Source organism: Halochromatium sp., assembly GCF_054919635.1.
In genome coordinates, this window is record NZ_JBUDPI010000015.1 from 1 (window position 1) to 23,779 (window position 23,779).

21 protein-coding genes are annotated in these 23,779 nt (G+C 63.4%); 7 read left to right on the plus strand and 14 right to left on the minus strand.

Translation table 11 applies throughout. The features are described from left to right. Window positions 1-200: 200 nt before the first annotated feature. From ACY693_RS01990 to guaB, 5 genes are all read right to left on the minus strand, one after another. Window positions 201-839, minus strand: coding sequence for a BMC domain-containing protein (locus tag ACY693_RS01990; RefSeq protein ID WP_462320155.1), 639 nt, complete (start codon window positions 837-839; stop codon window positions 201-203). After that, entirely contained in the window at window positions 836-1,105 is a 270-nt protein-coding gene (locus ACY693_RS01995) for a hypothetical protein (protein ID WP_462320156.1), read from the minus strand. The genes ACY693_RS01990 and ACY693_RS01995 overlap by 4 nt, the downstream gene beginning before the upstream one ends. A 172-nt stretch (window positions 1,106-1,277) precedes the next feature. Further along, window positions 1,278-1,772, minus strand: a complete 495-nt coding sequence (gene tadA / locus ACY693_RS02000) for a tRNA adenosine(34) deaminase TadA (protein ID WP_462320157.1) — start codon at window positions 1,770-1,772, stop codon at window positions 1,278-1,280. Window positions 1,773-1,845: 73 nt separating this feature from the next. After that, the gene (guaA, locus tag ACY693_RS02005; protein WP_462320158.1) at window positions 1,846-3,420 is read right to left on the minus strand and encodes a glutamine-hydrolyzing GMP synthase; all 1,575 of its coding nucleotides are present in this window, start codon (window positions 3,418-3,420) and stop codon (window positions 1,846-1,848) included. A 137-nt stretch (window positions 3,421-3,557) separates the two neighbouring features. Continuing rightward, a complete protein-coding gene (guaB, locus tag ACY693_RS02010) occupies window positions 3,558-5,024 on the minus strand; it encodes an IMP dehydrogenase (protein ID WP_462320159.1) in 1,467 nt (488 codons plus the stop codon). Window positions 5,025-5,178: 154 nt separating this feature from the next. On the opposite strand from guaB, the gene xseA reads away from it, so the two are divergent. After that, window positions 5,179-6,600, plus strand: a complete 1,422-nt coding sequence (gene xseA, locus ACY693_RS02015; RefSeq protein WP_462320160.1) for an exodeoxyribonuclease VII large subunit — start codon at window positions 5,179-5,181, stop codon at window positions 6,598-6,600. A 118-nt stretch (window positions 6,601-6,718) separates the two neighbouring features. Here the strand turns inward: xseA and ACY693_RS02020 are convergent, their stop codons facing one another. The 9 genes from ACY693_RS02020 to def form a co-directional block, all read right to left on the minus strand. Continuing rightward, window positions 6,719-7,048 carry a tetratricopeptide repeat protein gene (locus ACY693_RS02020; protein ID WP_462320161.1) on the minus strand — a complete coding sequence of 110 codons (330 nt, stop codon included), beginning with the start codon at window positions 7,046-7,048 and terminating at the stop codon, window positions 6,719-6,721. A 232-nt stretch (window positions 7,049-7,280) separates the two neighbouring features. Beyond that, window positions 7,281-8,738: a TrkH family potassium uptake protein gene (locus ACY693_RS02025; RefSeq protein WP_462320162.1), complete on the minus strand. Its 1,458-nt coding sequence runs from the start codon at window positions 8,736-8,738 to the stop codon at window positions 7,281-7,283. Window positions 8,739-8,799: 61 nt separating this feature from the next. Further along, window positions 8,800-10,176: a Trk system potassium transporter TrkA gene (trkA, locus tag ACY693_RS02030; RefSeq protein WP_462320163.1), complete on the minus strand. Its 1,377-nt coding sequence runs from the start codon at window positions 10,174-10,176 to the stop codon at window positions 8,800-8,802. 106 nt (window positions 10,177-10,282) lie between these two features. Further along, complete coding sequence (locus ACY693_RS02035) at window positions 10,283-11,650, minus strand: sigma-54-dependent transcriptional regulator (protein WP_462320164.1); 1,368 nt, start codon at window positions 11,648-11,650, stop codon at window positions 10,283-10,285. Beyond that, window positions 11,647-13,854: a sensor histidine kinase gene (locus ACY693_RS02040; RefSeq protein ID WP_462320165.1), complete on the minus strand. Its 2,208-nt coding sequence runs from the start codon at window positions 13,852-13,854 to the stop codon at window positions 11,647-11,649. Before ACY693_RS02040 ends, ACY693_RS02035 begins: the two co-directional genes overlap by 4 nt. Window positions 13,855-13,856: 2 nt before the next feature. Then, window positions 13,857-14,405 carry a DUF4390 domain-containing protein gene (locus ACY693_RS02045; protein WP_462320166.1) on the minus strand — a complete coding sequence of 183 codons (549 nt, stop codon included), beginning with the start codon at window positions 14,403-14,405 and terminating at the stop codon, window positions 13,857-13,859. A gap of 47 nt (window positions 14,406-14,452) precedes the next feature. Continuing rightward, window positions 14,453-15,829 (minus strand): 16S rRNA (cytosine(967)-C(5))-methyltransferase RsmB, encoded by a 1,377-nt coding sequence (rsmB, locus tag ACY693_RS02050; RefSeq protein ID WP_462320167.1) that lies wholly within the window; start codon window positions 15,827-15,829, stop codon window positions 14,453-14,455. After that, window positions 15,810-16,790, minus strand: coding sequence for a methionyl-tRNA formyltransferase (gene fmt, locus ACY693_RS02055; protein WP_462320168.1), 981 nt, complete (start codon window positions 16,788-16,790; stop codon window positions 15,810-15,812). Before fmt ends, rsmB begins: the two co-directional genes overlap by 20 nt. 79 nt (window positions 16,791-16,869) lie before the next feature. After that, the gene (def, locus tag ACY693_RS02060; RefSeq protein WP_462320169.1) at window positions 16,870-17,403 is read right to left on the minus strand and encodes a peptide deformylase; all 534 of its coding nucleotides are present in this window, start codon (window positions 17,401-17,403) and stop codon (window positions 16,870-16,872) included. Window positions 17,404-17,593: 190 nt separating this feature from the next. Between def and ACY693_RS02065 the strand changes: the two genes are divergently transcribed. The 6 genes from ACY693_RS02065 to ACY693_RS02090 all read left to right on the plus strand — a co-directional run. Continuing rightward, a complete protein-coding gene (locus ACY693_RS02065; protein ID WP_462320170.1) occupies window positions 17,594-18,811 on the plus strand; it encodes a LysM peptidoglycan-binding domain-containing protein in 1,218 nt (405 codons plus the stop codon). After that, a complete protein-coding gene (dprA, locus tag ACY693_RS02070; RefSeq protein WP_462320171.1) occupies window positions 18,801-20,018 on the plus strand; it encodes a DNA-processing protein DprA in 1,218 nt (405 codons plus the stop codon). The genes ACY693_RS02065 and dprA overlap by 11 nt, the downstream gene beginning before the upstream one ends. A gap of 63 nt (window positions 20,019-20,081) precedes the next feature. Further along, complete coding sequence (locus ACY693_RS02075; protein WP_462320172.1) at window positions 20,082-20,558, plus strand: Smg family protein; 477 nt, start codon at window positions 20,082-20,084, stop codon at window positions 20,556-20,558. Window positions 20,559-20,712: 154 nt separating this feature from the next. Next, the gene (gene topA / locus ACY693_RS02080) at window positions 20,713-23,061 is read left to right on the plus strand and encodes a type I DNA topoisomerase (RefSeq protein WP_462320173.1); all 2,349 of its coding nucleotides are present in this window, start codon (window positions 20,713-20,715) and stop codon (window positions 23,059-23,061) included. Then, complete coding sequence (locus ACY693_RS02085; protein ID WP_462320174.1) at window positions 23,012-23,365, plus strand: hypothetical protein; 354 nt, start codon at window positions 23,012-23,014, stop codon at window positions 23,363-23,365. The genes topA and ACY693_RS02085 overlap by 50 nt, the downstream gene beginning before the upstream one ends. Beyond that, a partial coding sequence (locus ACY693_RS02090) for an SAM-dependent methyltransferase (protein WP_462320175.1) occupies window positions 23,352-23,779 on the plus strand: 428 nt, incomplete at its 3' end. The genes ACY693_RS02085 and ACY693_RS02090, both read left to right, overlap by 14 nt.

The following is a 23,779-nucleotide window of genomic DNA, read 5'->3' on the forward strand; positions in this document are numbered from 1 at the left end:
CAGCTGCGGCCATTATTGATGGCCTACCTGTGATGTGGAGCCGGACACCGTTGCCCTTGTTGATGAGCCTCTGCAGCTCCAGGGCAACTACTTTATGGTATTTCGCCGCTAGAGGTGTGCACCAAGCCGATCAGCACACCAGCATCACCAAGGTGAGATAGCCATTGACGATGTTGTGCTGCTCGCGCCATTCATGCGCTTCAATGTTGAGTCGGGTTGGCTCGTTCAGAGCCAGACAGCGCCTTCACCGCATTGACCGCGGCATGGCCGGCGGTGTCGATGTCGGCCTCGCGCCCGGATAAGGTGAGTCGACCGAAGGCGCCAACGGCGCGCACGTCGATCAGGGTAATATTGGCTGCCTTCTCGGCTTCATTGGCAGCATAGACGATGTAGCCGGCGGGCTCTGTCTCCAGGATGAACATGCTTTGCCCGGGCAGGATCATCGAGCCGCGCCGATTCTGGCGATTGATCAAGACCGTGTGATCTGGCGTCATCGCTCGGATCACCTCATTCCAGGCGATTCGGCACTTCTGCCGGTCGTCCTCGCGCGCGCGAAGCGTCCGCAGTACGGCATGGCCAGCCTCAAGCACATCGCTTTGATCGCGCTGGTGGATAACCATCGAGCCGAATGCCCGCTCCACGACCTGCTGGCCCAGGTGTACGCGGGTCGCCTTGAGCGCCACATCGGTCAGTCGATGCACGGCCATTCCCGGCGAGACCTCGATCCACATACAGGCGTCACCCGGTACCGGCAAGAAGCCCTGGGAGACGGTGCCGAGATATTCGGCCAGCTGCGGTTGAAGGGAGTCGATATAGATATAGGTGCGAAGCTTGATCATTCGGTCCCTTCCGACGATTGGGTGAGTTGTTCCAGCTGATTCCGCAGCAATGGGATCTGGAGACGAAGCTGATCGCGCTGATTGGCATCGCCCAATGATCCCTCTATCAGCGATACCTCTATCTGCGCAACCTGCCTATTGACGGCGATTAAGATCGGTTGGAAGTCGTTGCGAGCAACTGGATTCGCCGTTGCTGCGATCATCTGCGGGGGTTGGTCTGGGCTATTGCGTTCTTGATCGCGCGTAACATCCCGCAATTCTAGCATCGTCAGATAGTCGTCGCCGTTGGTATTCGCTGCTGCTCGCCAGAGACTCGGCCCGGCTTCCACCAAATACCCGATCTGGATTCTGCAACGGATCTACCGTTCAGCCATCAGTCTCGCAGTCGGGTCGACATCATTCGGGTCGATGCCATCCGCACTCGGATGCGCCGAATCGCTAGCGTCGGCTGCGGAAGAATGCGCGCAGCAGCTCGCCGCAGTCATCGGCGAGGACGCCGCCTGAGCACAGGGTGCGATGATTGAACCTGGTGTCAGACGGCAGTAGATCGAACACCGACCCACAGGCGCCCCCCTTGGGATCGCTGGCGCCATAGACCAGGTGCCGGACGCGGGCGTGGACGATCGCTGCAGCGCACATCGGGCAGGGCTCCAGGGTGACATAGAGGTCGGCACCCGGCAGCCGATAGTTTTCGACCCGCTGGGCCGCCGCGCGCAGGGCCTGAATCTCGGCATGGGCCGTGGGGTCGTGGCTCGCGATCGGTTGATTCCAGCCTTCACCAAGGATCTCGCCGTCGCGCACCACCAGCGCACCGACGGGCACTTCCCCCTCGTTAGCGGCGCGTTCGGCAAGTGCGAGCGCGCGCTGCATCCAGCGGTGATGATCCAGTGGCTCAACAGGATCGAGCAATGAGGTTGCAGCGCAGAGGCTCATCGCAGACTAGTACGCAGAGGCTGCCATGGAACAACGCAGCTCCTCATCGTGGCCAATGAGCAGTTGACCGCGCTCACTCCCACTCGATGGTGCCCGGTGGCTTGCCGGTGATGTCATAGACGACGCGGGATATCCCTGGCACCTCGTTCACGATCCGGGTGCTGACCCGGTCCAAGAAGCCATAGGGTAGATGCGCCCAGCGCGCGGTCATGAAGTCCAGCGTCTCGACCGCCCGCAGCGCAATCACATGCTCATAGCAGCGGTTGTCACCAACGACACCGACCGAGCGCACGGGCAGGAACACCGCAAAGGCCTGTGAGACCTGATCGTAGAGCTCGGCGCTGCGAAGCTCCTCGATAAAGATGTGGTCCGCTAGCCGGAGCCTGTCCGCGTATTCCTTCTTCACCTCGCCGAGAATGCGGACGCCGAGTCCGGGGCCGGGGAAGGGATGGCGATAGACCATCTCCGCGGGCAGTCCGAGCTCGATGCCAATGCGGCGCACCTCATCCTTGAACAGCTCACGCAGCGGCTCGACCAGCCCGAGGCGCATCCGCTCCGGTAGCCCGCCGACATTGTGATGTGACTTGATGATCTTGGCCTTGCCGGTCTTGGCGCCGGCCGATTCGATCACGTCTGGATAGATGGTCCCCTGCGCCAGCCAGTTGACGCCCGGAAGCTTGGCGGCCTCAGTCTCGAAGACATCGATAAAGGTGTTGCCGATGCGCTTGCGTTTCTCTTCGGGATCGCTGATGCCGCTCAGGCGGTCGAAGAACTGCGCCTCGGCATCAACCCGCAGCACGCGCACGCCCATATGGCGGGCAAAGGTCGCCATCACCTGATCCCCCTCGCCATGGCGCAATAGCCCATTGTCGACGAAGACGCAGGTCAGTCGATCGCCGATCGCGCGATGCAGGAGGGCCGCGACGACCGAAGAGTCGACACCGCCAGAGAGCCCGAGCAGGACCTCGTCGTCCCCGGTCTGGGCTTGCACTGCGCTGATCGCGTCCTCGATGATGTTGGAGGGCGTCCACAGCCGGCCACAGCCGCAGATGTCGTGGCAGAACCGCTCCAGGATGCGCTGTCCTTGGCGGGTATGGGTGACCTCAGGATGGAATTGAACGCCATAGAAACCGCGCGCTTCATCAGCAATCCCGGCCAGTGGCGCATTGGCGGTCTCGGCGATCACCGAGAAGCCCTCTGGCAGGCGCTCGACACGATCGCCGTGGCTCATCCAGACATCGAGTAGACCATAGCCTTCCGGGCTGGTGTGGTCCTCGATGTCTCGCAACAGCTGCGAATGGCCACGCGCACGCACCTGGGCATAGCCATACTCGCGCTGCTGCGCCTGGGCGACCTCGCCCCCAAGCTGGGCGGCCATGGTCTGCATGCCGTAACAGATGCCAAGCACGGGGACGCCAAGCTCGAAGATCATAGGCGCCGCCCGCGGGGTCTCCTGCGCATGCGCGGATTGGGGGCCACCGGAGAGGATGATCCCAGCAGGCGCGTAGGCGCCAATCTCTTCCGGCGGCATATCCCAGGGGTGCAGCTCGCAGTAGACACCGGCCTCGCGCACCCGACGCGCGATGAGCTGCGTGTACTGGGAGCCGAAATCGAGGATCAGAAGACGGTCGGCGTGGATGTTAGACATGAGGGTCTCGAGTGGCTCGCCGAAGCGGGCGGCCGAATACGCGTTAAAGGCATTTCCGATGATCGGGGCTCACCGGATGATTGGGGCTCGCAAACCGGGAGGCCTCCCGTTGAAGCGCCAGCCATCTGCGGCAGTCTTCAGTTGTCAATGCGGTAGTTCGGCGCTTCCTTGGTGATCTGCACATCGTGGACATGCGACTCACGCATGCCGGCCGCGCTGACGCGCACGAACATCGGCTTGGTGCGCATCTCCTCAATGGTCCGGCAGCCGGTATAGCCCATGCTCGAGGCCAGGCCACCGACCAGTTGAGTGGTGACGTTGAGCACGCTGCCCTTATAGGGCACGCGCCCCTCGATTCCCTCTGGGACCAGCTTCTCCTTGTCGGTCTGCTCCTGAAAATAACGGTCGCTGGAGCCGTCTTTCTGGCCCATGGCGCCGAGCGAGCCCATGCCGCGGTAAGACTTGTAGGAGCGGCCCTGATAGATCTCGACCTCGCCGGGCGCCTCATCGGTGCCGGCGAACAGACCACCCACCATCACGCTATGTGCGCCTGCGGCGATCACCTTGGCGACATCGCCCGAGAAACGCAGCCCGCCATCGGCGATCAATGGCACACCAGTGCCCTCGAGCGCGCGCGTCACGTTGCTCACCGCCGTGATCTGTGGCACGCCGACACCGGCCACGATGCGCGTAGTGCAGATCGAGCCGGGGCCGATGCCGACCTTGACCGCATCGGCGCCAGCCTCGATCAGCGCGGTCGCGGCTTCGGCCGTGGCGATGTTGCCGCCAATCACCTGCACCTCGGGGAAGTGATGCTTGATCCAGCTCACCCGATCCAGCACGCCCTGCGAGTGGCCGTGGGCGGTGTCCACGACGAGCACATCGACGCCAGCCTCGACCAGGGCTGTGACCCGTTCATCGGTGCCTTGTCCAACCGCCACGGCAGCGCCAACGCGCAGGCGCTCGTGCGAATCGCGCGAGGCCTTCGGAAAGTCGGTCGCCTTCTGGATGTCTTTCACAGTGATCAGTCCGCGCAGCTCGAAGGCATCATTGACCACCAACAGCTTCTCGATTCGGTGCTGATGGAGCAGCGCGACGACCTCATCGCGGCTCGCCCCCTCTTTCACGGTGACCAGGCGCTCGCGCGGTGTCATGATGGCGGAGACGGGGGCATCCATGCGACGCTCGAAGCGCAGATCGCGTCCGGTGACGATCCCGGCGAGCTGCCCACCCTGGGTGACGGGCACACCGGAGATGTTGTGCGCGCGGGTCAAAGCGAGCACCTCGCCGATGCTGATATCGGGCGAGACCGTGATCGGGTCGCGTATGATGCCGCTCTCATACTTCTTCACCGCCAACACCTCGCGGGCCTGACGCTCGGCAGACATGTTCTTGTGCACGATGCCAATGCCACCCTCGAGCGCCATCGCGATCGCTAAGCGTGACTCGGTGACCGTGTCCATCGCCGCCGAGACCAAGGGGATCTTGAGCTCGATCTCGCGAGTGAGCTTGGTGCTGAGATCGACTGCATTTGGGGTCACAGTCGAATGCGCTGGGACGAGCAGCACGTCGTCGAACGTCAGGGCTTCCTCGATCAGGCGCATGGCGGAACCTCGTACTGGGGCTGGAGCGGATACCGCCTGGGGCGGCGCATTCCGAAAAGTTAACCTCCTATCATAGGAATTCAACCAAGTATCGGCAACGACATCCTGCAAGCAACGCAGCTCCCGGCAGCTCCCGATACGGCCATCTTCCGAAATGCCGACCTCTCAGCCCGATTCGATCATCGACTTCTCCCGCGACATCTATACGGTTTCGCGTCTTAATGCCGAGGTGCGTGCGGTGCTCGACGGCAGCTTTCCGCTGCTTTGGGTCCAGGGCGAGCTGTCCAATTGCTCGCAGCCTGCATCTGGCCATCTCTACTTCAGCCTTCGCGACGCGGCCTCGCAGGTGCGCTGTGCGATGTTTCGCAGCAAGCGCCGGTTGCTGAGTTTTCAGCCGGTCAATGGCCAGCAAGTCTTGATTCGTGCACGCATTGGGCTCTACGAGCCGCGAGGTGACTATCAGCTGATCGTCGAGCAGATGGAGCCCGCCGGCGACGGCGCGCTGCGGTTGGCGCTGGAGCAGCTCAAACGGCGTCTTGCGGCCGAGGGGCTGTTCGCCGATGAGCGCAAGCGGCCGCTGCCGGACTATCCGCGTCAACTGGGCTTGATCACCTCGGCGAGCGGTGCCGCAGTCCATGATGTGCTCACCGTGCTTGGGCGGCGCTTCCCACTGCTGCCGGTCCTGATCTATCCCAGTGCGGTTCAGGGTACAGCGGCGGCCGAGAACCTCATTGCCGCGATCGAGCTGGCCAACCGGCGCCGTGATTGCGATCTGTTGATCTTGGCACGCGGTGGTGGCTCGCTCGAGGACTTGATGGCCTTCAACGATGAGGCCCTGGCGCGAGTGATCCGTGCCTCGGAGCTACCCATCGTCACCGGAATCGGCCATGAGGTCGACCTCAGCATCGCCGATCTCGCGGCCGATCGCCGCGGTGCAACGCCTTCAGCAGCGGCCGAGCTTGTGGCGCCCGACATCGCTCAGGTGCAACGGCATCTGCAAACGCTGACGACGCGGCTTGAGACTGCGCAGCGGCGTCTGCTGGTCACGGCAACGCAGCGCCTGACAGCGCTCGGGCGGCAGCTGCAGCTGCTCCATCCGCGTGCCCGACTCGAACAGCAGCTCCAGCGCTGTGATGAGCTTCAGCGCAATCTTGAGCGTTCTCTCGAGCGACGTCTGGCGGATACGCGGGCTCGGCTAGGCGATGCCCAGCGGCGTTTGCAGCGATGTTCTCCGCAGCAGCGGCTGTGCCTTGATCGCGACCGCGTCCTCCGCACCCGCGATCGGCTCGCGCGCGCTGGCCTGAGCCTGCTTGAGCGGCGTCGAGAGGCCTTGGCCGGTCTGGTCGTCGGGCTTCAGGCGCGCAGCCCGCTTGCCACCTTGGCGCGCGGCTATGCGATCGTGACTGATGCGGCAGGTCAGCTGGTCTATCGACCGCAACAGGTGCCGCCGGGCACCCAAGTCCAGGTTCGCGTCGCACAGGGCAGTTTCCTCGCTAGGGTCATTGGCCCGGCTTCTACCTCTGTTCGCGCTCCAGCCGATGATGGCGATGCGGAGGGCGCCGACGTCAATGACTAGCGCAACCGCGGTCCAGTTCGTCTCACAACGCGGATGAGGAGGCTCGTGCCGTGGCTCGCCTGACGAAGCTCGGGGCGTTTACCTGATTACTGGCGATCTGGCCCGGGCTCCTCGGCCGTCAGTCTTGCGAATCCAGGGCAGCTTCAGCGCGCTTGAGGAACACGCGCATCTCCTTTGCCGCCTGGGCGTCGCCTTTGCCCTCAGCGACCTCAATGCCGCGACTCAATGCCTCAACCGCCTCCACAGAACGGCCAGCCTGTGTCAGCGCCTTGCCGTAGAGCTTCCAGGCCGCCGAATAGCCAGGGTCCTGGCGGACGGCGTCGGCGAGATGGTCGATCGCCTGATCGGTCTGTCCCTGCTTCAGATACTCGTTGCCGAGGCTATAGCGCAGCAGGGCCGAATCCTGCCCCCGCGCTCGCATGGCCTCAAGATTATCGATAATGCTCATGGGTTGATCCGTTGTTTGGGATGTGGGCGTCGGTCGCCGACGCGAGCATCGTGAGTCGATGTTTCCACAAGACGACGACCTTGAGTCGGAGATGGCCACGGGCGCCTGGTTGTCAATCGAACGGTCATCGATCGTCCAGGCATCAGCGCTGATCGCACCTGGGAATGCCGCTCGAGGGTTGTGCGCTGAGGAGTGTCCTCGGCACGTGTGGCTGCTTCTTGTGTTGTCAGTCTCAGCGACGCCAGAATGCCGGCGAGAAGAGGACGAGCAAGGTGAAGATCTCCAACCGACCAAGCAGCATCGCGACACAAAGGATCCAGATGCCGGCGTCGTGCATGTCGTAGTAATGGGCGCCGACCATACCAAGTCCGGGCCCAAGATTGTTCATACAAGCGGCCACCGCAGAGAAGGCAGTCAGCAGATCGAGCCCGGTCGCGGCCAGCGCGAGATACATGATTGTGAAGGTTGCGACATAGAGTGAGAAGAAGCCCCAGACGGCATCCACCACGCGGTGATTGACGACCTTGCCGCCGATGCGCACCGGCAGCTGCGCATTGGGATGGATCAGGCGGCCGATCTCGCGCAGGCCCTGCTTGATCAGCAGCAGGAACCGGATCACCTTGATGCCGCCACCGGTCGAGCCCGCGCAGCCACCGACAAAGGCTAAGAAGATCAGCAGGATCTCGATGAATGGCGGCCAGTAATAGAAGGCGTCCGTCGTGAAGCCGGTGGTGGTACCGATCGAGACGGTCTGGAACAGGGCCTGGGTGAAGGAGTCTTCCCAGTCGATGTAGGTATCGGTATAGAACAGAGCGACCGTGACGATGATGGTCACCGCGATCATCAAGAACAGATAGAACTGCAGCTCGCTATCGCGGCTGTAGGCGGTGATCGAGCGGCGTCGGAAAGCAACGAAATGCAAGGCGAAATTCATGCCGGCTAGGAGCATAAAGACCACCGCGATCATCTCGATCAGGGTGCTGTTGAAGTAGCCGATGCTGTCGTCGTGGGTCGAGAAGCCACCGATCGCAACCGTTGAAAAGGCGTGGCCGATGGCATCGAAGCCGTCCATGCCGGCTAGCCAATAGGCGAGCGCGCAGCTGATGGTCAGTCCGAGATAGATGTACCAGAGGGCTTTCGCGGTTTCGGTGATACGCGGCGTGAGCTTGGTCTCCTTCATCGGGCCTGGCATCTCGGCGCGATAGAGCTGCATGCCGCCAATTCCCAGCATCGGCAGCACCGCGACGGCGAGCACGATGATGCCCATGCCCCCCAGCCATTGAAGCTGTTGTCGATACCAGAGCATCGAATGCGGCAGCTCATCGATCCCGAGGATCACCGTTGCCCCGGTCGTCGTCAGTCCCGAGATCGACTCGAACACCGAATCCGTGAGCGACAGCTCGGGCTCGGGCGAGAGCCAGAACGGGATCGCGCCCGAGAGGCTGAGCACCACCCAGAACAGCACCACCACCAAGAACCCATCGCGGACGCGAAGCTCGTGGCTGGCACGGATCGCGACCACCCAATTCAGCACGCCGATGCCAAGGATTAGCGCGAAGGCATAGAGGAAAGGCAGCAGGGCGCCATCACCATAGATCAGCGCAACTGCAGCTGGCGGTAGCATGGACGCGCTGAACAGGACCAGCAGCAGGCCCAAGACCTTCTGCACCGTCAGTAAACGTTTCAGCATAAGCGATCGGGTCTCGGCGACGTCTTTGGCAAAACGCGCTACCTGCTTGCAGCGTGCGTCGCTAGAAAAAGGTCACGCCGACCTGGAACAGCTTTTCGACCTCCGGCACACGGAGCCGGTCTTGCAGGAACAGGATCACGTGGTCGTCGGACTGGATCAGGGTGTCGTGGTGAGCGATCAGAACCTCGTCGCCGCGGACGATGGCGCCAATGCTGGCGCCCTTTGGCAGGTTGATGGCCTCGATTGGCCGCCCGACCACCTTGGACGAGCTAGGATCGCCATGGGCGACGGCCTCGATGGCCTCCGCGGCACCCCGGCGCAGCGAATGTACCATGACCACATCGCCTCGACGTACGTGCTTCAGCAGGCTGCCGATGGTCGCCTGTTGCGGTGAGATCGCGACGTCGATCGGTCCGCTCTGGACCAGGTCGACGTAAGCAGTGCGATTGATCAGTGCCATCGCCTTGCGCGCGCCAAGGCGTTTCGCGAGCATCGCCGAGAGGATATTGGCCTCGTCGTCATTGGTCACGGCGCAGAAGACATCGGTATCCTCGATGTTCTCCTCGAGCAGGAGCTCCTCATCAGCCGCATCGCCATGCAGCACGATGGTGCGCTCGAGCGTCTCGGCAATCTGCTTGCAGCGCTCCAGGCTGCTCTCGATCACCTTCACGCGGTAATTGCGCTCGGTTACCCGCGCAAGGCGCGTACCGATGTTGCCTCCGCCGGCAAAGATCAGGCGTTTATAAGGCTTATCCAGGCGCCGTAGCTCACCCATCACCGAACGGATGTGCTTGGGAGCGGCGACGAAGAAGACCTCGTCGTCGGCTTCGATCACCGTGTCGCCCTCGGGCTGTATGGCCCGATCTTGCCGATAGATTGCCGCGACCCGCGCATCGATATGCGGCATGTGATCGTAGAGCGCGCGCAGCTCATGGCCGACCAAGGGACCACCGTAGTAGGCGCGCACCGCGACCAGCCGCACTCGGCCGTTGGCGAAGTCCGTCACCTGAAGGGCTCCGGGATTCTGGATCAGCCGCAGGAGGTAGTCGGTGACCAACTGCTCCGGGCTGATGGTGACGTCGATCTTGAACGCACTGCCACCGAACAATGCCTGATGATGATCGAGGAAGCCCTGCGCGCGGACCCTGGCGATCTTGGTGGGCGTGTGGAACAGCGTGTAGGCGACCTGGCAGGCAACCATGTTGGTCTCGTCGCTGTTGGTCACCGCGATGATCATCTCGGCATCCTCGCCACCCGCCCGTTGAAGAACGTCGGGCTGGGCGCCATGGCCCTGCAGGGTGCGCAGATCGAAGCGGTCGGCGAGCTCGCGCAGACGCTGTGCGCTGGTGTCGACGACAGTGATGTCGTTGGCCTCGTTGACCAGGTTGGCGGCTACCGAGGTGCCGACCTGGCCCGCGCCCAGGATGATGATCTTCATTCCGCGGTGACCCGATCGAACAGTGGCCGTCGCGCCCGGGCTGGCGGAACCCGATGGGCGAGCCCTGCTAGACCTCGACTGCCCGTGCCCTTAGATTCGACCTGGGTCACCGTCGCTCCTTGATCTCGATGCCGAGCGAGCGCAGCTTGCGATAGAGATGGGTGCGCTCCATCCCGGCCTCTTTGGCCATCTTGCTGACGTTGCCGGCATGCTTGCCGAGCTGATACTCGAGATAGGCCTTCTCGAACTGCTCACGGGCCTGGCGCAACGGCTGATCGAACGAGACCAATCCCTCAAGGGGTTGACTGGGTACCGGTGGACTCGAGCCGAGCGCGGTCTCGACCTCGTTTTGGGTGATCTCGTCGCCGGCGCCGAGGATGAGTACCCGCTGCACCAGATTCTTCAGCTCGCGCACATTGCCCGGCCAGCCATAGTTGCGCAGGAAGTTCTGCGCGCCAACGCTGAAGCGTCGGTAGGGCAGCTTCTCGTGGGTCGCGAAGTAGTCGACGTAGTAATTGAGCAGGTCCGGGATGTCCTCGGCATGCTCGCGCAGCGGTGGGACGTGCAGTGGCACCACGTTCAGGTGATAGAACAGGTCCTCACGGAAGTTGCCGGCGCGCACCTCTTCTTTCAGGTCGCGCTGGGTTGCTGCGACGATGCGGACGTCGATTGAGACCGGCTCGCTACCGCCAACCCGCAGGAACGAGCCGGTGTCCAGTGCACCGAGCAGCTGGCCTTGCGCCTCGAGGTCCATATCGGCGACCTCGTCCAGCAGCAGGGTTCCGCCAGCGGCCTGCTCCAGGCTGCCATAATGGACCTGATTATTCTCCTCGCTGCCAAACAGCTCGCGGGCGGCATTGCCGCGCGCGATCGCGGAGACGCCGAGGTCGATGAAGGGGCGCTCCTTGCGCGCGCTCTGGGTATGGAGATAGTGCGCAAAGGTCTCACGGCCGGTGCCGGCCTCGCCGGTGATCAGCACCCAGGTGTCGTGCTGTGCGATGCGCTTAACCTGCTCGCGCAGCCGCTGCATCGCAGCCGATCGGCCCGCAGGCTCGAGCACCAACGCCGGGCGTCGACGCAGGCCGACATTCTCGCGCACCAGCTTGTCGGCCTCGAGCGCACGCTCGACGGTCAGCAGCAGCTTGGCCATCGACAGCGGCTTTTCAAGGAAGTCATAGGCCCCGAGTCGGGTCGCCTCGACCGCGGTCTCGACGTTGCCGTGACCCGACATCATGATCACCGGGCAGGGGAGGCCTTGGTTTTCGGCCCATTCCTTCAATAAGGTGATGCCATCGAGGTCGGGCATCCAGATGTCGAGCAGCATGAGGTCAGGTCGCCGATCGCGCAGCGCATGTCGTGCGGCTTCGCCATTCTCGGCGCCGGCGACCTCGTAGCCCTCGTCCTCGAGGATATCCCGAACGGTCTCGCGGATGTCCGGCTCGTCGTCGACGACCAGGATGTGGGTTGCACTCATGATGTTCCTGCTTGCTGCGTGCTGGGCGTTCCGGGAGTGGTGCTGACAGGCAATCGCGCGGTGAACCGGGCGCCCGATTCGACGTTGTCTGCCCGAATGATACCGCCGTGCTCCTCGATTATCTTCTTCACGATGGAGAGTCCAAGTCCGGTGCCTTTCGCCTTGGAGGTGACATAGGGGTCGAACAGTCGCCCGATCAGCTCGGCGCTAATACCATGACCATTGTCTTCAACAAAGAGTTCGACCGAGGGCGTGTCCTCGTCCTCGACGAGACGTGTGGCAACCAGGATACGTGGATCATCGTGCTCCTCAAGTGCTTCGATAGCATTCTTGACCAGATTGTGTATGACCTGGCGCAGCCTTTTTGAATCGCCGCGGATCATCGCCTCACCGGCGTGAAGCGCCTTGTTGATCTTGACCGGCCCTGCGCGGTAGAGCTCCAAGACCTCGTTCACGAGCCCATCGAGCAAGAACGGCTCCTGTTGCATCTCGGGGGTGCGGGCATAGCTGGCGAAGTCGTTGACCATCGCCTTCATCGCCTCGACCTGCTGCACGATCGTATGCGTCGAGCGGTCGACGACCTTTGCGTCCGGCTCTGGCAGTTTGCGCAACAGCTTGTGCCGGAGACGCTCGGCCGAGAGCTGAATCGGGGTGAGCGGGTTCTTGATCTCATGCGCAAGCCGACGCGCGACCTCGCCCCAGGCAGCGTCGCGTTGGGCGCGAATCAGGGTCGTGATGTCGTCGAAGACCAGCACATGATCCGCGTTTGGCTGGGCGTCCTCGGCGCTCCCGCTGGAGACGGTGACTGGAAGTGGGCTGCCGCGACACATGAGCACTTGGCGCCCATCGGCGCCGAACAGGGTGATCTCTTCGCGCCAATCGCGTCCGCTGCCGATCCGTCGCCCAACCACCTCGCACCAGTGCGCGAGTCGGGGATACTGCGCCGCTAGGGTGGCCAACGGCATGGGCGCCCTGTCGTCCAGCTCAATGGCCAGGATCTGGCGGGCAGCGGCGTTACTGGTACGCAGTGTATTGTGCTCGTCGAAGGCGATCACGCCCGATGAGAGCCGACTCAGTAGGGTCTCTAGGTAAGCGCGCTGCGATTCCACCGCCTGCTGGCTCTGCTCGGCCTCATCGCGCGCCTGAGCGATGCGTCTGGTCATCGCGTTGAAAGACGCCACCAAGAAGGCGAGCTCGTCGTCATGGCGGGGCAGCGGCAATTGTTGCTCATAGTCGCCATCGGCGATGGCGCGGGTGCCATGGGCGATATCAGCAATCGGGTCGGTCAGCGCCTTGGCGGTGCGGAACGCGATCAGCAGTGCGGCCATGAAGCCAAATACCAGCACCAGGGAGAGGGTGATCGAGAAGCTGAACTTGAGCGACTGGCGCAGATACGAGAGCTCGGTGTAGCGGTTATAGGCATTCTCAAGGCGGGTAGCGAGCTCGGTGATACGGGCCGAGGTGGGAAAGATCGCTTGCAGGAGCAAGGGTCTTGCGCCCGGATCGCGCACCAGCACCCGCACGACGAGCTCGCCACCCAGGCCTGGCTCAAGCCCAACATAGTCGATACCTCGGCGCACACTCTGCATGACCTCGCGCTCGGGCTGGTCCGGGACAAGCTGTACGGGGTCATCGCTCGCGGTTGCCAGCACCTGCCCACTACGATCGAATAGGGTCAGCTCGAGTGCGCCAGAGTGACGCCGAAGGGTGCCCAGGGTCAGCGTCAGCGCCGTGGCGGAGCGGTCTTGGATGCCGTTGAGCAGCTGTGCGCTGTACTTCATCAACACGCGCTGATTCAGGTCGAGTGAGGCCTGATTGAGGGTCAGTGCGTCTTCCATGGCGGTATCGATCTCGACATCGAACCAGCTATCGATGCCTCGCATCATGAAGCTGAGCGAATAGTAATAGACCACCCCAACGGGCAGGAGCGAGATCAGCGCGAACATGGCGAGCAGCCGCGCCGCGAGCCGCGAGCCAGCCGCCTGTCGGCGCAGGGCGCGCACGAGCCGAACCGAGTTGGCGGCGACCAGCAACGCCAAGGCGAGCAACCCGAGCAGCACCAGAACCAGTAGGGGAACAAAGATGCGGCTCAAGGCCTCGGAATTCTGCACCGCGCTGGTCATCAGGTGCAGCGCCACGAGCAGGATGACCAGGAGCAGGCCAACGGCGATGGCCCCTGGCTGGAGCAGCTGTCGCTTCAACATGCTCAAGGCGTGAGCGGCCAATTCGTCCAGCCGGTGCTCTGCTTCCAGCCAGTGCTCAGATAGGCCATTGGGCGTAACGGCAACGGCAGCTCTTCGATGTCGAGCGAGGCGCGTAGGTACACCTCGTAAGCCTGACTAGGGTCGAGTCGCTTCTCGTTGACGAGATAGAGATCATGGAGCTCACCAAGGGCGGCAATGGCGGCCTGGCGAGTGACGAAGGTACGGGCACCTTGCTCGCCCGGTAAGCGCGAGACCAGGTACCGCTCAGAGAGTGGCTTGAAACGAATGCGATAGCGCAGGCGTTGGTCGACCAGGCTCTCGTCCCAGATCCAGGCGCCCTGCTCTCGCACCTGGATATGCACCAGGATGGTCAGCGGGACACCATTCTCGAGCGCCTCCAAGGCCCGCTCGCCAAAACCGTAGTCGATCTCGGCTGAGAGCAGGATGCTACCCTCAGCACGACGCGTCTTGGCATCAACAACGCTGAATGTTTCCGCCGCCTGCGCCGACTGGCTGAGGCTGATTGCCAGCGCCAACACAAGCCTGAACATCGATAGGGCGAGGGTCGGTTTCCGTCTGTACCGCGCGCGAGCTAGCATCATTGCTTTTGCAAGAGTGCGAAGTAGAAGCCATCCGGACCCGCCTCGGTCGGGAGTAATTGGCGGCCGTGGGTGCGGGCGATGCCCAGCCTGTCTGGTAATGATAGCTCGCGGGCATCGCCTTGGCGGGCGAGAAACCGGCTGATCTGGAGCTCGTTCTCATCCGGTAGCAAGGAGCAGGTCAGATAGAGCAGACGCCCGCCCGGCTCAAGCAGGCTCCAGAGCGAGTCCAGCATCTTGGCCTGGATCAGCGTCAAGGCCGCAATGTCGTGGTCGCAGCGCAGGCGCTTGATGTCGGGATGTCGGCGCATCACCCCAGTGGCTGAGCAGGGTGCATCCACCAGGATGGCCTGATAGCACGCATCGGCCCAAACCGGCTCGGGCTGGGTTGCATCGCCGACCAGCACGCGTGCCTGCAGTCCTAAGCGTCGAAGGCTGGCCTGCGCCGTCTCCAGTCGATCGGCGCTGACATCCATTGCGGTCAGCGCGATCGGCCCCTGGGCCTGTTCGATCAGATGCGCGGTCTTTCCGCCCGGTGCCGCGCAGGCGTCCAGGATGCGCTCTCCTGGCTTTGGTGCCAGCAGGGGCGCGGCCCATTGAGCGCCGGCATCTTGGACTGAGACCAGGCCGTCGCCAAAGCCAGGCAGGGCGTCCGTTGGCACAGGCTGCAGGAGTCGTAAGGCTTGGGGTTGATCGGGCAGCGCCTCGGCCTCGATGCCGGCCGCGGCAAGCCGCTCGAGATAGGCGTCGGTGCTGATGCGCTGGCGGTTGACGCGCACGAACATGGGCGCGCGACCGTTGCTGGCGGTCACCACCGCCTGCCACTGCTCGGGCCAGGCCCTGCGTAAACGGTGCAGTAGCCAGGGCGGCATGAGCCAGCGCGCGGCCTCAATCTGCTCGACCTCGGCGAGCAGTCCATCGCGCTCGCGCTGGAAGCGGCGCAGGCTCGCGTTGATGAGCCCGACCGCACGCGGACGCTGCAATAACCGGGTGGCCGCAACCGTTGTCGAGACCGCCGCATGATCGGGGATGCGCAACGCGATCAGCTGATAGAGGCCAATCATCAGCAGTGAGCCGAGGATACGGTCGTTGGACTTGAGCGGTCGTTGCAACAGGCGCTCAGTGAGTGCTTCTAGGCGTGGCAGCAGCCGCACCGCGCCGAAGCTGAGCTCACTGAGCAAGGCCCCGTCTCTGGCATCGCTTGGTGCGCTGCTGCGGGCGAGGGCGTCGGTCAGCGAGCGTCCATCAGCGCGGACTGCGTGCAACACCTTGGCTGCCTGCGCGCGAACTGCTGCACCGCTTGCACTGCTGGTTGCACTGCTAGTTGCACAGCTGGGCCCGGATGCCGCGCCGATCTTAGACAAGGCGCGTCCCATCGACCGGCCGTGCGCGCGCGAAGTCGGCGGCACTGATCGGGCGCTTACCCGGGGCTTGCAAGCGGAGAATGCGCAGCGTCCCAGCGCCGCATGCCACGTCAATGCCCTCAGGACCACTGCCCAGGACGGTGCCGGGTGGGGTTTTGTCTCCGTTGGCAGTCGACTTGGGCTCGGTATTGGGCACGGGCTCGGCACCACTCTCGAGCGGATGAGCCTCCCAGATACGCAAGGTCTCCTCACCATAGCGGGTCTGCGCTACCGGCCAGGGGTCGAACGCGCGTACCTGGCGATCGATCTCGATGGCAGGGCCTTGCCAGTCGATCCAGGATTCGCGCTTCTCGAGCTTGTTGGCGTAGGTCGCCAGCTGCGGGTCTTGCGGCACCAGGGCCAAGGCGCCCTGAGTGATCGCTGGCAGCTGATCGAGCAAGAGCTTGGCGCCGATCGCCGCGAGCCGATCATGGAGGCTGCCCCCGGTCTCTCGCGGTCCGATCCGGGTCCGTTGTGTCGCATAGACCGGACCGGTGTCCAGTCCCTGCTCCATCTTCATGAGACTGATGCCGGTATGCTCGTCACCGGAGGCAATGGCGCGTTGAATCGGCGCTGCGCCGCGCCAGCGTGGCAGCAGCGATGCGTGGATATTGAGACAGCCAAGGCTTGGATGGTTGAGCACCGCGGTCGGGAGAATGAGCCCGTAGGCGGCGACGACCATCAGGTCTGGCGATAATGCCTTCAGCTCCTCGAGGGCCTCTGGGTCTTTCAGCGTCGCCGGCTGAAACACCGGGATGCCAGCATCAAGCGCGGTCTGCTTCACCGGACCGATCAGGGTCTTGCGGCCGCGGCCCGATGGCCGATCCGGCTGGGTATAGACGCCGACAACCGGCCAGTCGGCGGCGATCAGGGCGCTCAATGCTGGCACAGCGAAGGTCGGTGTGCCGGCAAAGACGATGCGCGGCCGTTCCATCAGTGGCTCCGCCGTGGGTTCCGACGCAGCGCGAGAGACACGACCTCCGGCGCGAGGTTTGGTCGGCAGGCGGTCAGCATTAGATGGCTTTTCGTTGGCTGGCGGCGCTCGTTTGTGGGGCGCGCTGCTCCTTCTCGAGCTTCTTGCGGATACGTTGGCGCTTTAGCGAGGAGATATGATCGACAAACAAACGGCCGTCAAGATGGTCGATCTCGTGTTGAATGCAGACTGCCAGCAGACCGTCGGTCTCGAGCTCGAAGGGCTCACCATCGCGGTTCAACGCGCGCACCCGAACCCGCTCAGCCCGCTTGACGGTCTCGAAGAAGCCAGGCACCGAGAGACAGCCCTCGTCCATCTCTTCGAGTCCGTCGTGCTCGAGCAGCTCGGGATTGATCAGGCACAGCGGTTGCGAGTGATCCTCAGAAAGGTCGATGACGATGACGCGCTTGGGCACGTTGACCTGGATCGCAGCCAGGCCGATTCCGGGAGCGGCGTACATGGTCTCGAGCATGTCGTCGACCAGTTGACGGATGCTCTCATCGACCGTTGTAACAGGCTCCGCGGTGCGCCGCAGGCGGGCGTCAGGGAAGGTCAGAATATCAAGTAAGGCCATGCTAAATCTTGGTTATCTCGGCTGCCCATCGGTTAGGCTTGGCCAAGGAAAAGACATACCGATAACATTGCGATGATACCCTATTGTGCAAGAGGCTCATCCGGCTTGCCAATCGATGCTTAAGGGCTTCTGGTCGCTGAGCGCGATCTCCGTTAGGAGGTGGCGACTGGCTGTGCCCCGGGGAGGTCAGATGCGCTTGATAATCCGACAGCGATCACACCGAGGTCGAGTCTGTTACGTTGCGCTGACCGGCCTGCTCAGCTTGTTTGCCTGGCCCCAGCTGCTGGTGGCACAGGTGGCGCTGCAGCCAGACGCCCCCGAGGTCTATACCGTTCGCCCCGGAGATACGCTATGGGGTATCGCCGGTCGATTCCTGCGCGATCCTTGGCGTTGGCCTGAGGTCTGGGAGGGCAATCCGGAGATCGGCGACCCGAGCCAGATCTATCCAGGGGAGCAGCTGGTTCTCGACATCAGTGACGCCGGTGCGCCGCGCGTCCGCGCCGCCTCGGATGGCCTGCGGGTAGTGAAGCTGTCGCCGCGCGTTCGGGTCACCGCGCTGGACGCCGCGATTCCGACGATTCCGATCGGTGCGATTGCGCCCTTCTTGTCGCGCCCTTGGGTGACCGACTCCCGTGTGCTCGATGATGCGCCCTATGTGGTTGGTTTTCCGCGCGAGCATCTCCTCGCCGGCACCGGTGATCGGATCTTTGTCCGTCGCATCATGACGGCGACCGATACCGGCTTCGAGGTGCTGCGCCCGGGACCCGCGCTGCGTGACCCAAAAACCCACGGGCTGCTCGGCTATGAGGCGATCTATGTCGCGCAGGCCGAATTGGAGCGCACGGGCGATCCGGCAACGCTGCGGGTTACGCGCTCGACCATGCAGGTGCAGATGGGGGATCGGGTGCGTCCAGCTCGCGACGAGACCGCGATTCGCAGTTTCTTACCACGGCCGGCGCCACCGGGTTTGGAAGGCCATATCATCTCGGTACTCGACGGCGTCTCGCAGATCGGACAGTACGACGTGGTCGTGCTCGATCGAGGCTCGCGCGAGGGCGTCGAGGTCGGTCAGGTCTTTGCAGCCTATCGAGGTGGCACCGAGGTGCGGGATCAGGTGATCAGCGATCGCAAGGCCTGGAATTGGCGCAATGAGAGTCCTTTGTATAGCTCGTTTTGGCTCGGTGAATGGGAGATCACTGGCTGGGAGCGTGACCGACCCGATCCAAATGCGCCGCTACCGCTGCATCGCAGGGCCGAGCGTTTGTCAGATCGCTATATCGTCCCGGATTCGCGCACCGGCATCCTGATGGTGTTTCGGGTCTTTCCGCGCGTCAGCTTTGCCCTGGTGATGCGGGCCAATCAAGCCATGCACGTGGGCGAGACGGTGGCGACACCAGATGGCGGCTGAGCACATGCCCGAGGTCGACGAGGCAGAGCTGGTCGGCTGGCTCAGCTTGCTGCAGGCACCGGGGCTTGGGCCGCAGCGCATCGCCAAGCTGCTCGCCGCCTTCGGCAGCCCTGCTGCGGCCTGTTCGGCCCCAGCCTCGGCCTTGCGCTCGCTGGGGCTGTCCGCGCCGATGGTCGAGGCGATTCGCAGTCCGGATCAGACCGCCATTGCTGCGGCCTTACGCTGGTCCGAGCAGCCGCAGGCCAGTATTCTCAGCCTGACCGATCCTCGCTACCCGGCGCGTCTGCGCGAGATCGCCTCAGCGCCGCCCGTGCTCTTCGTGCGTGGGGACCCGGCGCTGCTGCAGGAGCCGCAGCTGGCCATGGTCGGCAGTCGTAACCCAACCCCGGGTGGGGTGCAGACCACGCGCGCCTTTGCCTCGCATCTCGCTGGCCTTGGCCTCGTCGTGACCAGCGGCATGGCGCTGGGGATTGATGCCGCCGCGCACATTGGCGCGCTTGAAAGCGGCCGCACCATCGCCGTGCTGGGGACCGGGCCGGATCGTGTCTACCCAGCTGTCCATCGGGAGCTCGCGCGCCGGATAAGCGCTGAGGGTGCGCTGGTCAGCGAATTCTTTCCCGGCGTCGGGCCCCAGTCGGGCCATTTTCCGCGGCGAAACCGCACCATCAGTGGCTTGAGTCTGGGAACCCTGGTCACCGAAGCGGCGCCGCGCAGTGGCTCTCTGATCACGGCCCGCTATGCCGCGGAGCAAGGACGCGAGGTGTTCGCGATCCCAGGCTCGATCCACAACCCGCTCGCGCGAGGTTGTCACCAGCTGATTCGCGAGGGCGCTAAACTGATCGATAGCGTCGATCAACTGCTCGAAGAGCTGGCGCCGCAGCTACGAGACTACCTGTCGATGCCCGCATCACCCCCAGCGCTGGGCCCTGCTGCGGTCCTGTCAAAGGAGCGCCCAGCACAGGAGCGCTCGCGTCCGTTGCCGTCGCCAGCAGCGGCGCCAATGTCCGCAAGCGGACTCGACGGGGACTATCAACGACTACTTGAGGCCATGGGCCAGGACCCGGTCGCGACCGACGAGCTGGTTGCCCGCACAGCACTTTCCGCGCAGGAGGTCTCCTCGATGTTGTTACTCCTCGAGCTCCAGGGCCATGTATCATGCCTCGCAGGTGGGCGCTACTGCCGTCATCACGACCGTCATCACGACTAGCGCTGCTTAGCGGTGGCCGCTGTCGAGCACACCGAAGCCTGTCATGAGATCCGAGGATTCTGAATGTACGACAATATGGTCGACGTCTTGATCTACCTGTTCGAGAATTACATGAGCGGCGAAGCGATGCCGCCGGAGGATCACGGCGAGCTCGAGGATGAGCTGACCAGCGCCGGTTTCACCAGTACCGAGGTCGCCCAGGCCCTAACCTGGCTTGATGACCTGGCGCGGGGGATGGAGCGCAGTGACTACCGGCCCCGCGATCTGGGTGCCATGCGCATCTATACCACCGCTGAGGCCACCAAGCTCGATCTCGAGGCCCGCGGCCTGCTGTTATTCCTGGAGCAGAATGGCATCCTCGATCCGCTCAGTCGAGAGCTAGTGATCGATCGCGCGCTAGCCATCGAGCAGGCCTTCGTCTCGACGGACGAGCTCAAATGGGTGGTTCTGTTGGTGCTGATGAATCGACCTGGCCAAGAGGATGCCTTCACCCAGATGGAGGAGCTGATCTACGGCGAGGAGCCAGCCTACCTGCACTAGCGTCGTCACTGCGAGCAAGCCCTAGGGCCGCGCTGCCGGGTCAGCGTTGCGGCGGCCCTGACTCGATCAGGAACGAGGATCTCGGGCGCCGGCCTTGACGTATGGGGCGTTGATCGTATCTCCTAGCGCTCCATTTGCGCGCATTGGCAAGACTATGAATCTCGTCGTCGTCGAGTCGCCAGCCAAGGCGAAGACCATCAAGAAGTACCTGGGACCGGAGTTCGAGGTCGTGGCCTCCTACGGCCACGTGCGTGATCTCGTGCCGAAAGAAGGGGCGGTCGACCCAGATCATGGCTTCGAGATGAAGTATCAGATCATCGAGCGCAACGAGAAGCATGTGCAGGCGATCTCGAAGAAGCTGAAGACGGCCGATGCGCTCTATCTCGCGACTGACCCCGATCGCGAGGGCGAGGCGATCTCCTGGCATTTGTACGAGCTTCTGCGCAAGCGTCGGCAGATCGGACAGCGGCCGGTTTATCGGGTCGTGTTCAACGAGATCACCAAGCGGGCTGTTAACGATGCGGTCGCCCATCCGCGCGAGCTCTCCTACCATCTGGTTAACGCGCAGCAAGCGCGTCGCGCGCTGGATTACCTCGTCGGCTTCAATCTATCACCGCTGCTCTGGAAGAAGGTTCGCCGTGGACTCTCGGCTGGACGTGTGCAGAGCCCAGCGCTGCGGTTGATCGTCGAGCGCGAGCAGGAGATCGAGGCCTTCCAGAGCCGCGAATACTGGTCCGTCGAGGCCGATGCGGCCGATCAGGGCAAGACCTTCAGCGCCAAGCTTGCCGAGTACGCAGGCGAGAAGGTCGAGCAGTTCAGCATCACCGATGAGCGACGCGCGCGCGAGGTTGAGCAAGCCCTAATTGCGGCCGCCCACGGCAAGCTGACGGTGGACAAGGTCGAGCGCAAACAGCGCAAGCGGCATCCGGCGCCGCCCTTTATCACCTCGACCCTGCAGCAGGAAGCGGCGCGTAAGCTCGGCTTCACCGCGCAGCGCACCATGCGCACGGCACAACAGCTCTACGAAGGTGTGGATATCGGCAGTGGTGCGGTCGGTCTGATCACCTACATGCGCACCGATTCGGTCAATCTCTCGCAAGAGGCGCTTGGCGAGCTGCGTGAGTTCATCGCCGAGCGCTACGGTGACGATCATCTCCCGCCCCAGGCTCGGCTGTTCAAGACCAAGTCAAAGAACGCGCAAGAGGCTCACGAGGCGATTCGGCCCACCTCGATTGGCTACCAGCCCGAGCAGATCAAGGCGCATCTGACCAATGACCAGGCGCGACTCTACGAGCTGATCTGGAAACGCACCCTGGCCTGCCAGATGGCCCATGCGCTGCTGAATCTAGTCTCGATCGATCTGGGCTGTGGTGAGGGCAATCGTTTCCGAGCAACTGGCTCGACCATTGCGGAGCCTGGCTTCATGCGCGTCTATCTGGAGGGTCGCGACGATGTAAGCAGCGCCGACGATGACGAGGAGCGGATGTTGCCGGAGCTCAAGGAAGGCCAGACGGTTGAGCTGCTCGCCATTCGCCCGGAACAGCACTTCACCGAGCCACCGCCGCGCTATTCTGAGGCCTCGCTGGTCAAGTCATTGGAAGAGCTGGGTATCGGTCGGCCTTCGACCTATGCCTCGATCATCTCGACCCTGCAAGAGCGTGAGTACGTTGAGCTCGACAAGAAGCGGTTCAGACCGACCGATGTCGGACGGATCGTCAATAAGTTCCTGACCGAGCATTTCACCTCCTACGTCGATTACGACTTTACCGCCCGGCTCGAGGACGAGCTCGACGCCGTCTCGCGGGGCGAGGAGGACTGGGTACCGCTGCTCGAGCAGTTCTGGAAACCGTTCAAGGATCGCGTCGACTACACCCAGGAGCATGTGCAACGCAGCGATGTCACCCAAGAGGCCATCGACGAGCAGTGCCCCAAGTGTGGAGGGCAGCTGGCCAAGCGCCTTGGCCGCAATGGGTTCTTCATCGGCTGCTCCAACTATCCCGACTGCGACTATACCCGGGATCTCAATGCCGAGAAGGGGGCGAGCGATGAGCCCGAGATCGTCGAAGGCAAATCCTGTCCAGAGTGCGATTCGCCTCTGGCTGTTAAGCGCGGGCGTTATGGCAAGTTCATCGGCTGCACGGCCTATCCCAAGTGCCGCTATATCGAGCCACTCGAAAAGCCTGAGGACACCGGCGTCGAATGCCCCAAATGCAAGGCTGGCACCTTGCAGAAGAAGAAGTCTCGGCGCGGTAAGATCTTCTATTCATGCTCAACCTATCCAAAATGCGACTACGCGGTTTGGAATGAGCCGCTTGCTGAGTCTTGCCCGAACTGTGGCTGGCCGGTACTGACCCTGAAGGTGACCAAGACCAAGGGCGCGCAGAAGGTCTGTCCGCAGAAGGAGTGCGACTATGTGGGACCTGCGGACGAGGATGATGGCCCAGAGGGTCCGGATGCCGGTGCCGCGAGCGCCCGCAGCAAGCCAACGCCCGAGCCGGCATGAGATCGATCGGTCTCTCTCCGGTTGGCCGGCGGCTGGCGGTGGGGCCTTGGTCTCGACCGGCGCCAAGATCGTCGCCCGGCCGCTAGCGCGAACGGCGCTTGAGGGCCGGTGCCGGCTCGCTGCAGCTACAGATCTGCTGCTCACCGCGCTCTGCGGTGGCAGTGCCCGCTCCTCGATCATGCGTGATGCGCGTATCGACTCGGTGTGCGCGGTTGATAGGGGCGGGATTGATACGGGCTGGGACGAACAGCTGACGACCCATTGTGACATTGCCGATCCTGGAGCACTGAATGCCGATCTCTGAGGCCATGATCATCTCGCTGGTGGAGCGCGGCCTGGTGCCCGATCCAATCATCCGCGCCGGCATCCGGCAACGCCTGCGCAAGACCTTGGCCGAATTGCCGGTGAATGATTGTGAGCGCGCCGCCGAGCACAAGAAGGCCTTCATCGCGATGATGGATGACTCACCGGTCGCGGCGGTGCCGGAGCGTGCCAATGAGCAGCACTACGAGGTGCCGGCCGAGTTCTTCGCAACCGTCCTCGGGCCGCGGCGCAAGTACAGTTGCTGCTGGTGGCCCGCGACTGTGACCAGCCTCGAGCAGGCTGAAGAGACGTCGCTGGCCGAGACCGCGCGCCGCGCCGGGGTCGATCCCGGCATGGAGGTGCTCGAGCTCGGCTGCGGTGGGGGCTCGTGCCGTCTATGGGCCGCCGAGCAGTT

Bases quoted from the DNA above. Each gene is read 5' to 3' on its own strand.
- ACY693_RS01990 (WP_462320155.1), bottom strand. From the start codon at position 839: ATGATCAAGCTTCGCACCTATATCTATATCGACTCCCTTCAACCGCAG.
- ACY693_RS01995 (WP_462320156.1), bottom strand. From the start codon at position 1,105: ATGCTAGAATTGCGGGATGTTACGCGCGATCAAGAACGCAATAGCCCA.
- tadA (WP_462320157.1), bottom strand. From the start codon at position 1,772: ATGAGCCTCTGCGCTGCAACCTCATTGCTCGATCCTGTTGAGCCACTG.
- guaA (WP_462320158.1), bottom strand. From the start codon at position 3,420: ATGTCTAACATCCACGCCGACCGTCTTCTGATCCTCGATTTCGGCTCC.
- guaB (WP_462320159.1), bottom strand. From the start codon at position 5,024: ATGCGCCTGATCGAGGAAGCCCTGACGTTCGACGACGTGCTGCTCGTC.
- xseA (WP_462320160.1), top strand. From the start codon at position 5,179: ATGCCGACCTCTCAGCCCGATTCGATCATCGACTTCTCCCGCGACATC.
- ACY693_RS02020 (WP_462320161.1), bottom strand. From the start codon at position 7,048: ATGAGCATTATCGATAATCTTGAGGCCATGCGAGCGCGGGGGCAGGAT.
- ACY693_RS02025 (WP_462320162.1), bottom strand. From the start codon at position 8,738: ATGCTGAAACGTTTACTGACGGTGCAGAAGGTCTTGGGCCTGCTGCTG.
- trkA (WP_462320163.1), bottom strand. From the start codon at position 10,176: ATGAAGATCATCATCCTGGGCGCGGGCCAGGTCGGCACCTCGGTAGCC.
- ACY693_RS02035 (WP_462320164.1), bottom strand. From the start codon at position 11,650: ATGAGTGCAACCCACATCCTGGTCGTCGACGACGAGCCGGACATCCGC.
- ACY693_RS02040 (WP_462320165.1), bottom strand. From the start codon at position 13,854: ATGTTGAAGCGACAGCTGCTCCAGCCAGGGGCCATCGCCGTTGGCCTG.
- ACY693_RS02045 (WP_462320166.1), bottom strand. From the start codon at position 14,405: ATGTTCAGGCTTGTGTTGGCGCTGGCAATCAGCCTCAGCCAGTCGGCG.
- rsmB (WP_462320167.1), bottom strand. From the start codon at position 15,829: ATGGGACGCGCCTTGTCTAAGATCGGCGCGGCATCCGGGCCCAGCTGT.
- fmt (WP_462320168.1), bottom strand. From the start codon at position 16,790: ATGGAACGGCCGCGCATCGTCTTTGCCGGCACACCGACCTTCGCTGTG.
- def (WP_462320169.1), bottom strand. From the start codon at position 17,403: ATGGCCTTACTTGATATTCTGACCTTCCCTGACGCCCGCCTGCGGCGC.
- ACY693_RS02065 (WP_462320170.1), top strand. From the start codon at position 17,594: ATGCGCTTGATAATCCGACAGCGATCACACCGAGGTCGAGTCTGTTAC.
- dprA (WP_462320171.1), top strand. From the start codon at position 18,801: ATGGCGGCTGAGCACATGCCCGAGGTCGACGAGGCAGAGCTGGTCGGC.
- ACY693_RS02075 (WP_462320172.1), top strand. From the start codon at position 20,082: ATGTACGACAATATGGTCGACGTCTTGATCTACCTGTTCGAGAATTAC.
- topA (WP_462320173.1), top strand. From the start codon at position 20,713: ATGAATCTCGTCGTCGTCGAGTCGCCAGCCAAGGCGAAGACCATCAAG.
- ACY693_RS02085 (WP_462320174.1), top strand. From the start codon at position 23,012: ATGCCGGTGCCGCGAGCGCCCGCAGCAAGCCAACGCCCGAGCCGGCAT.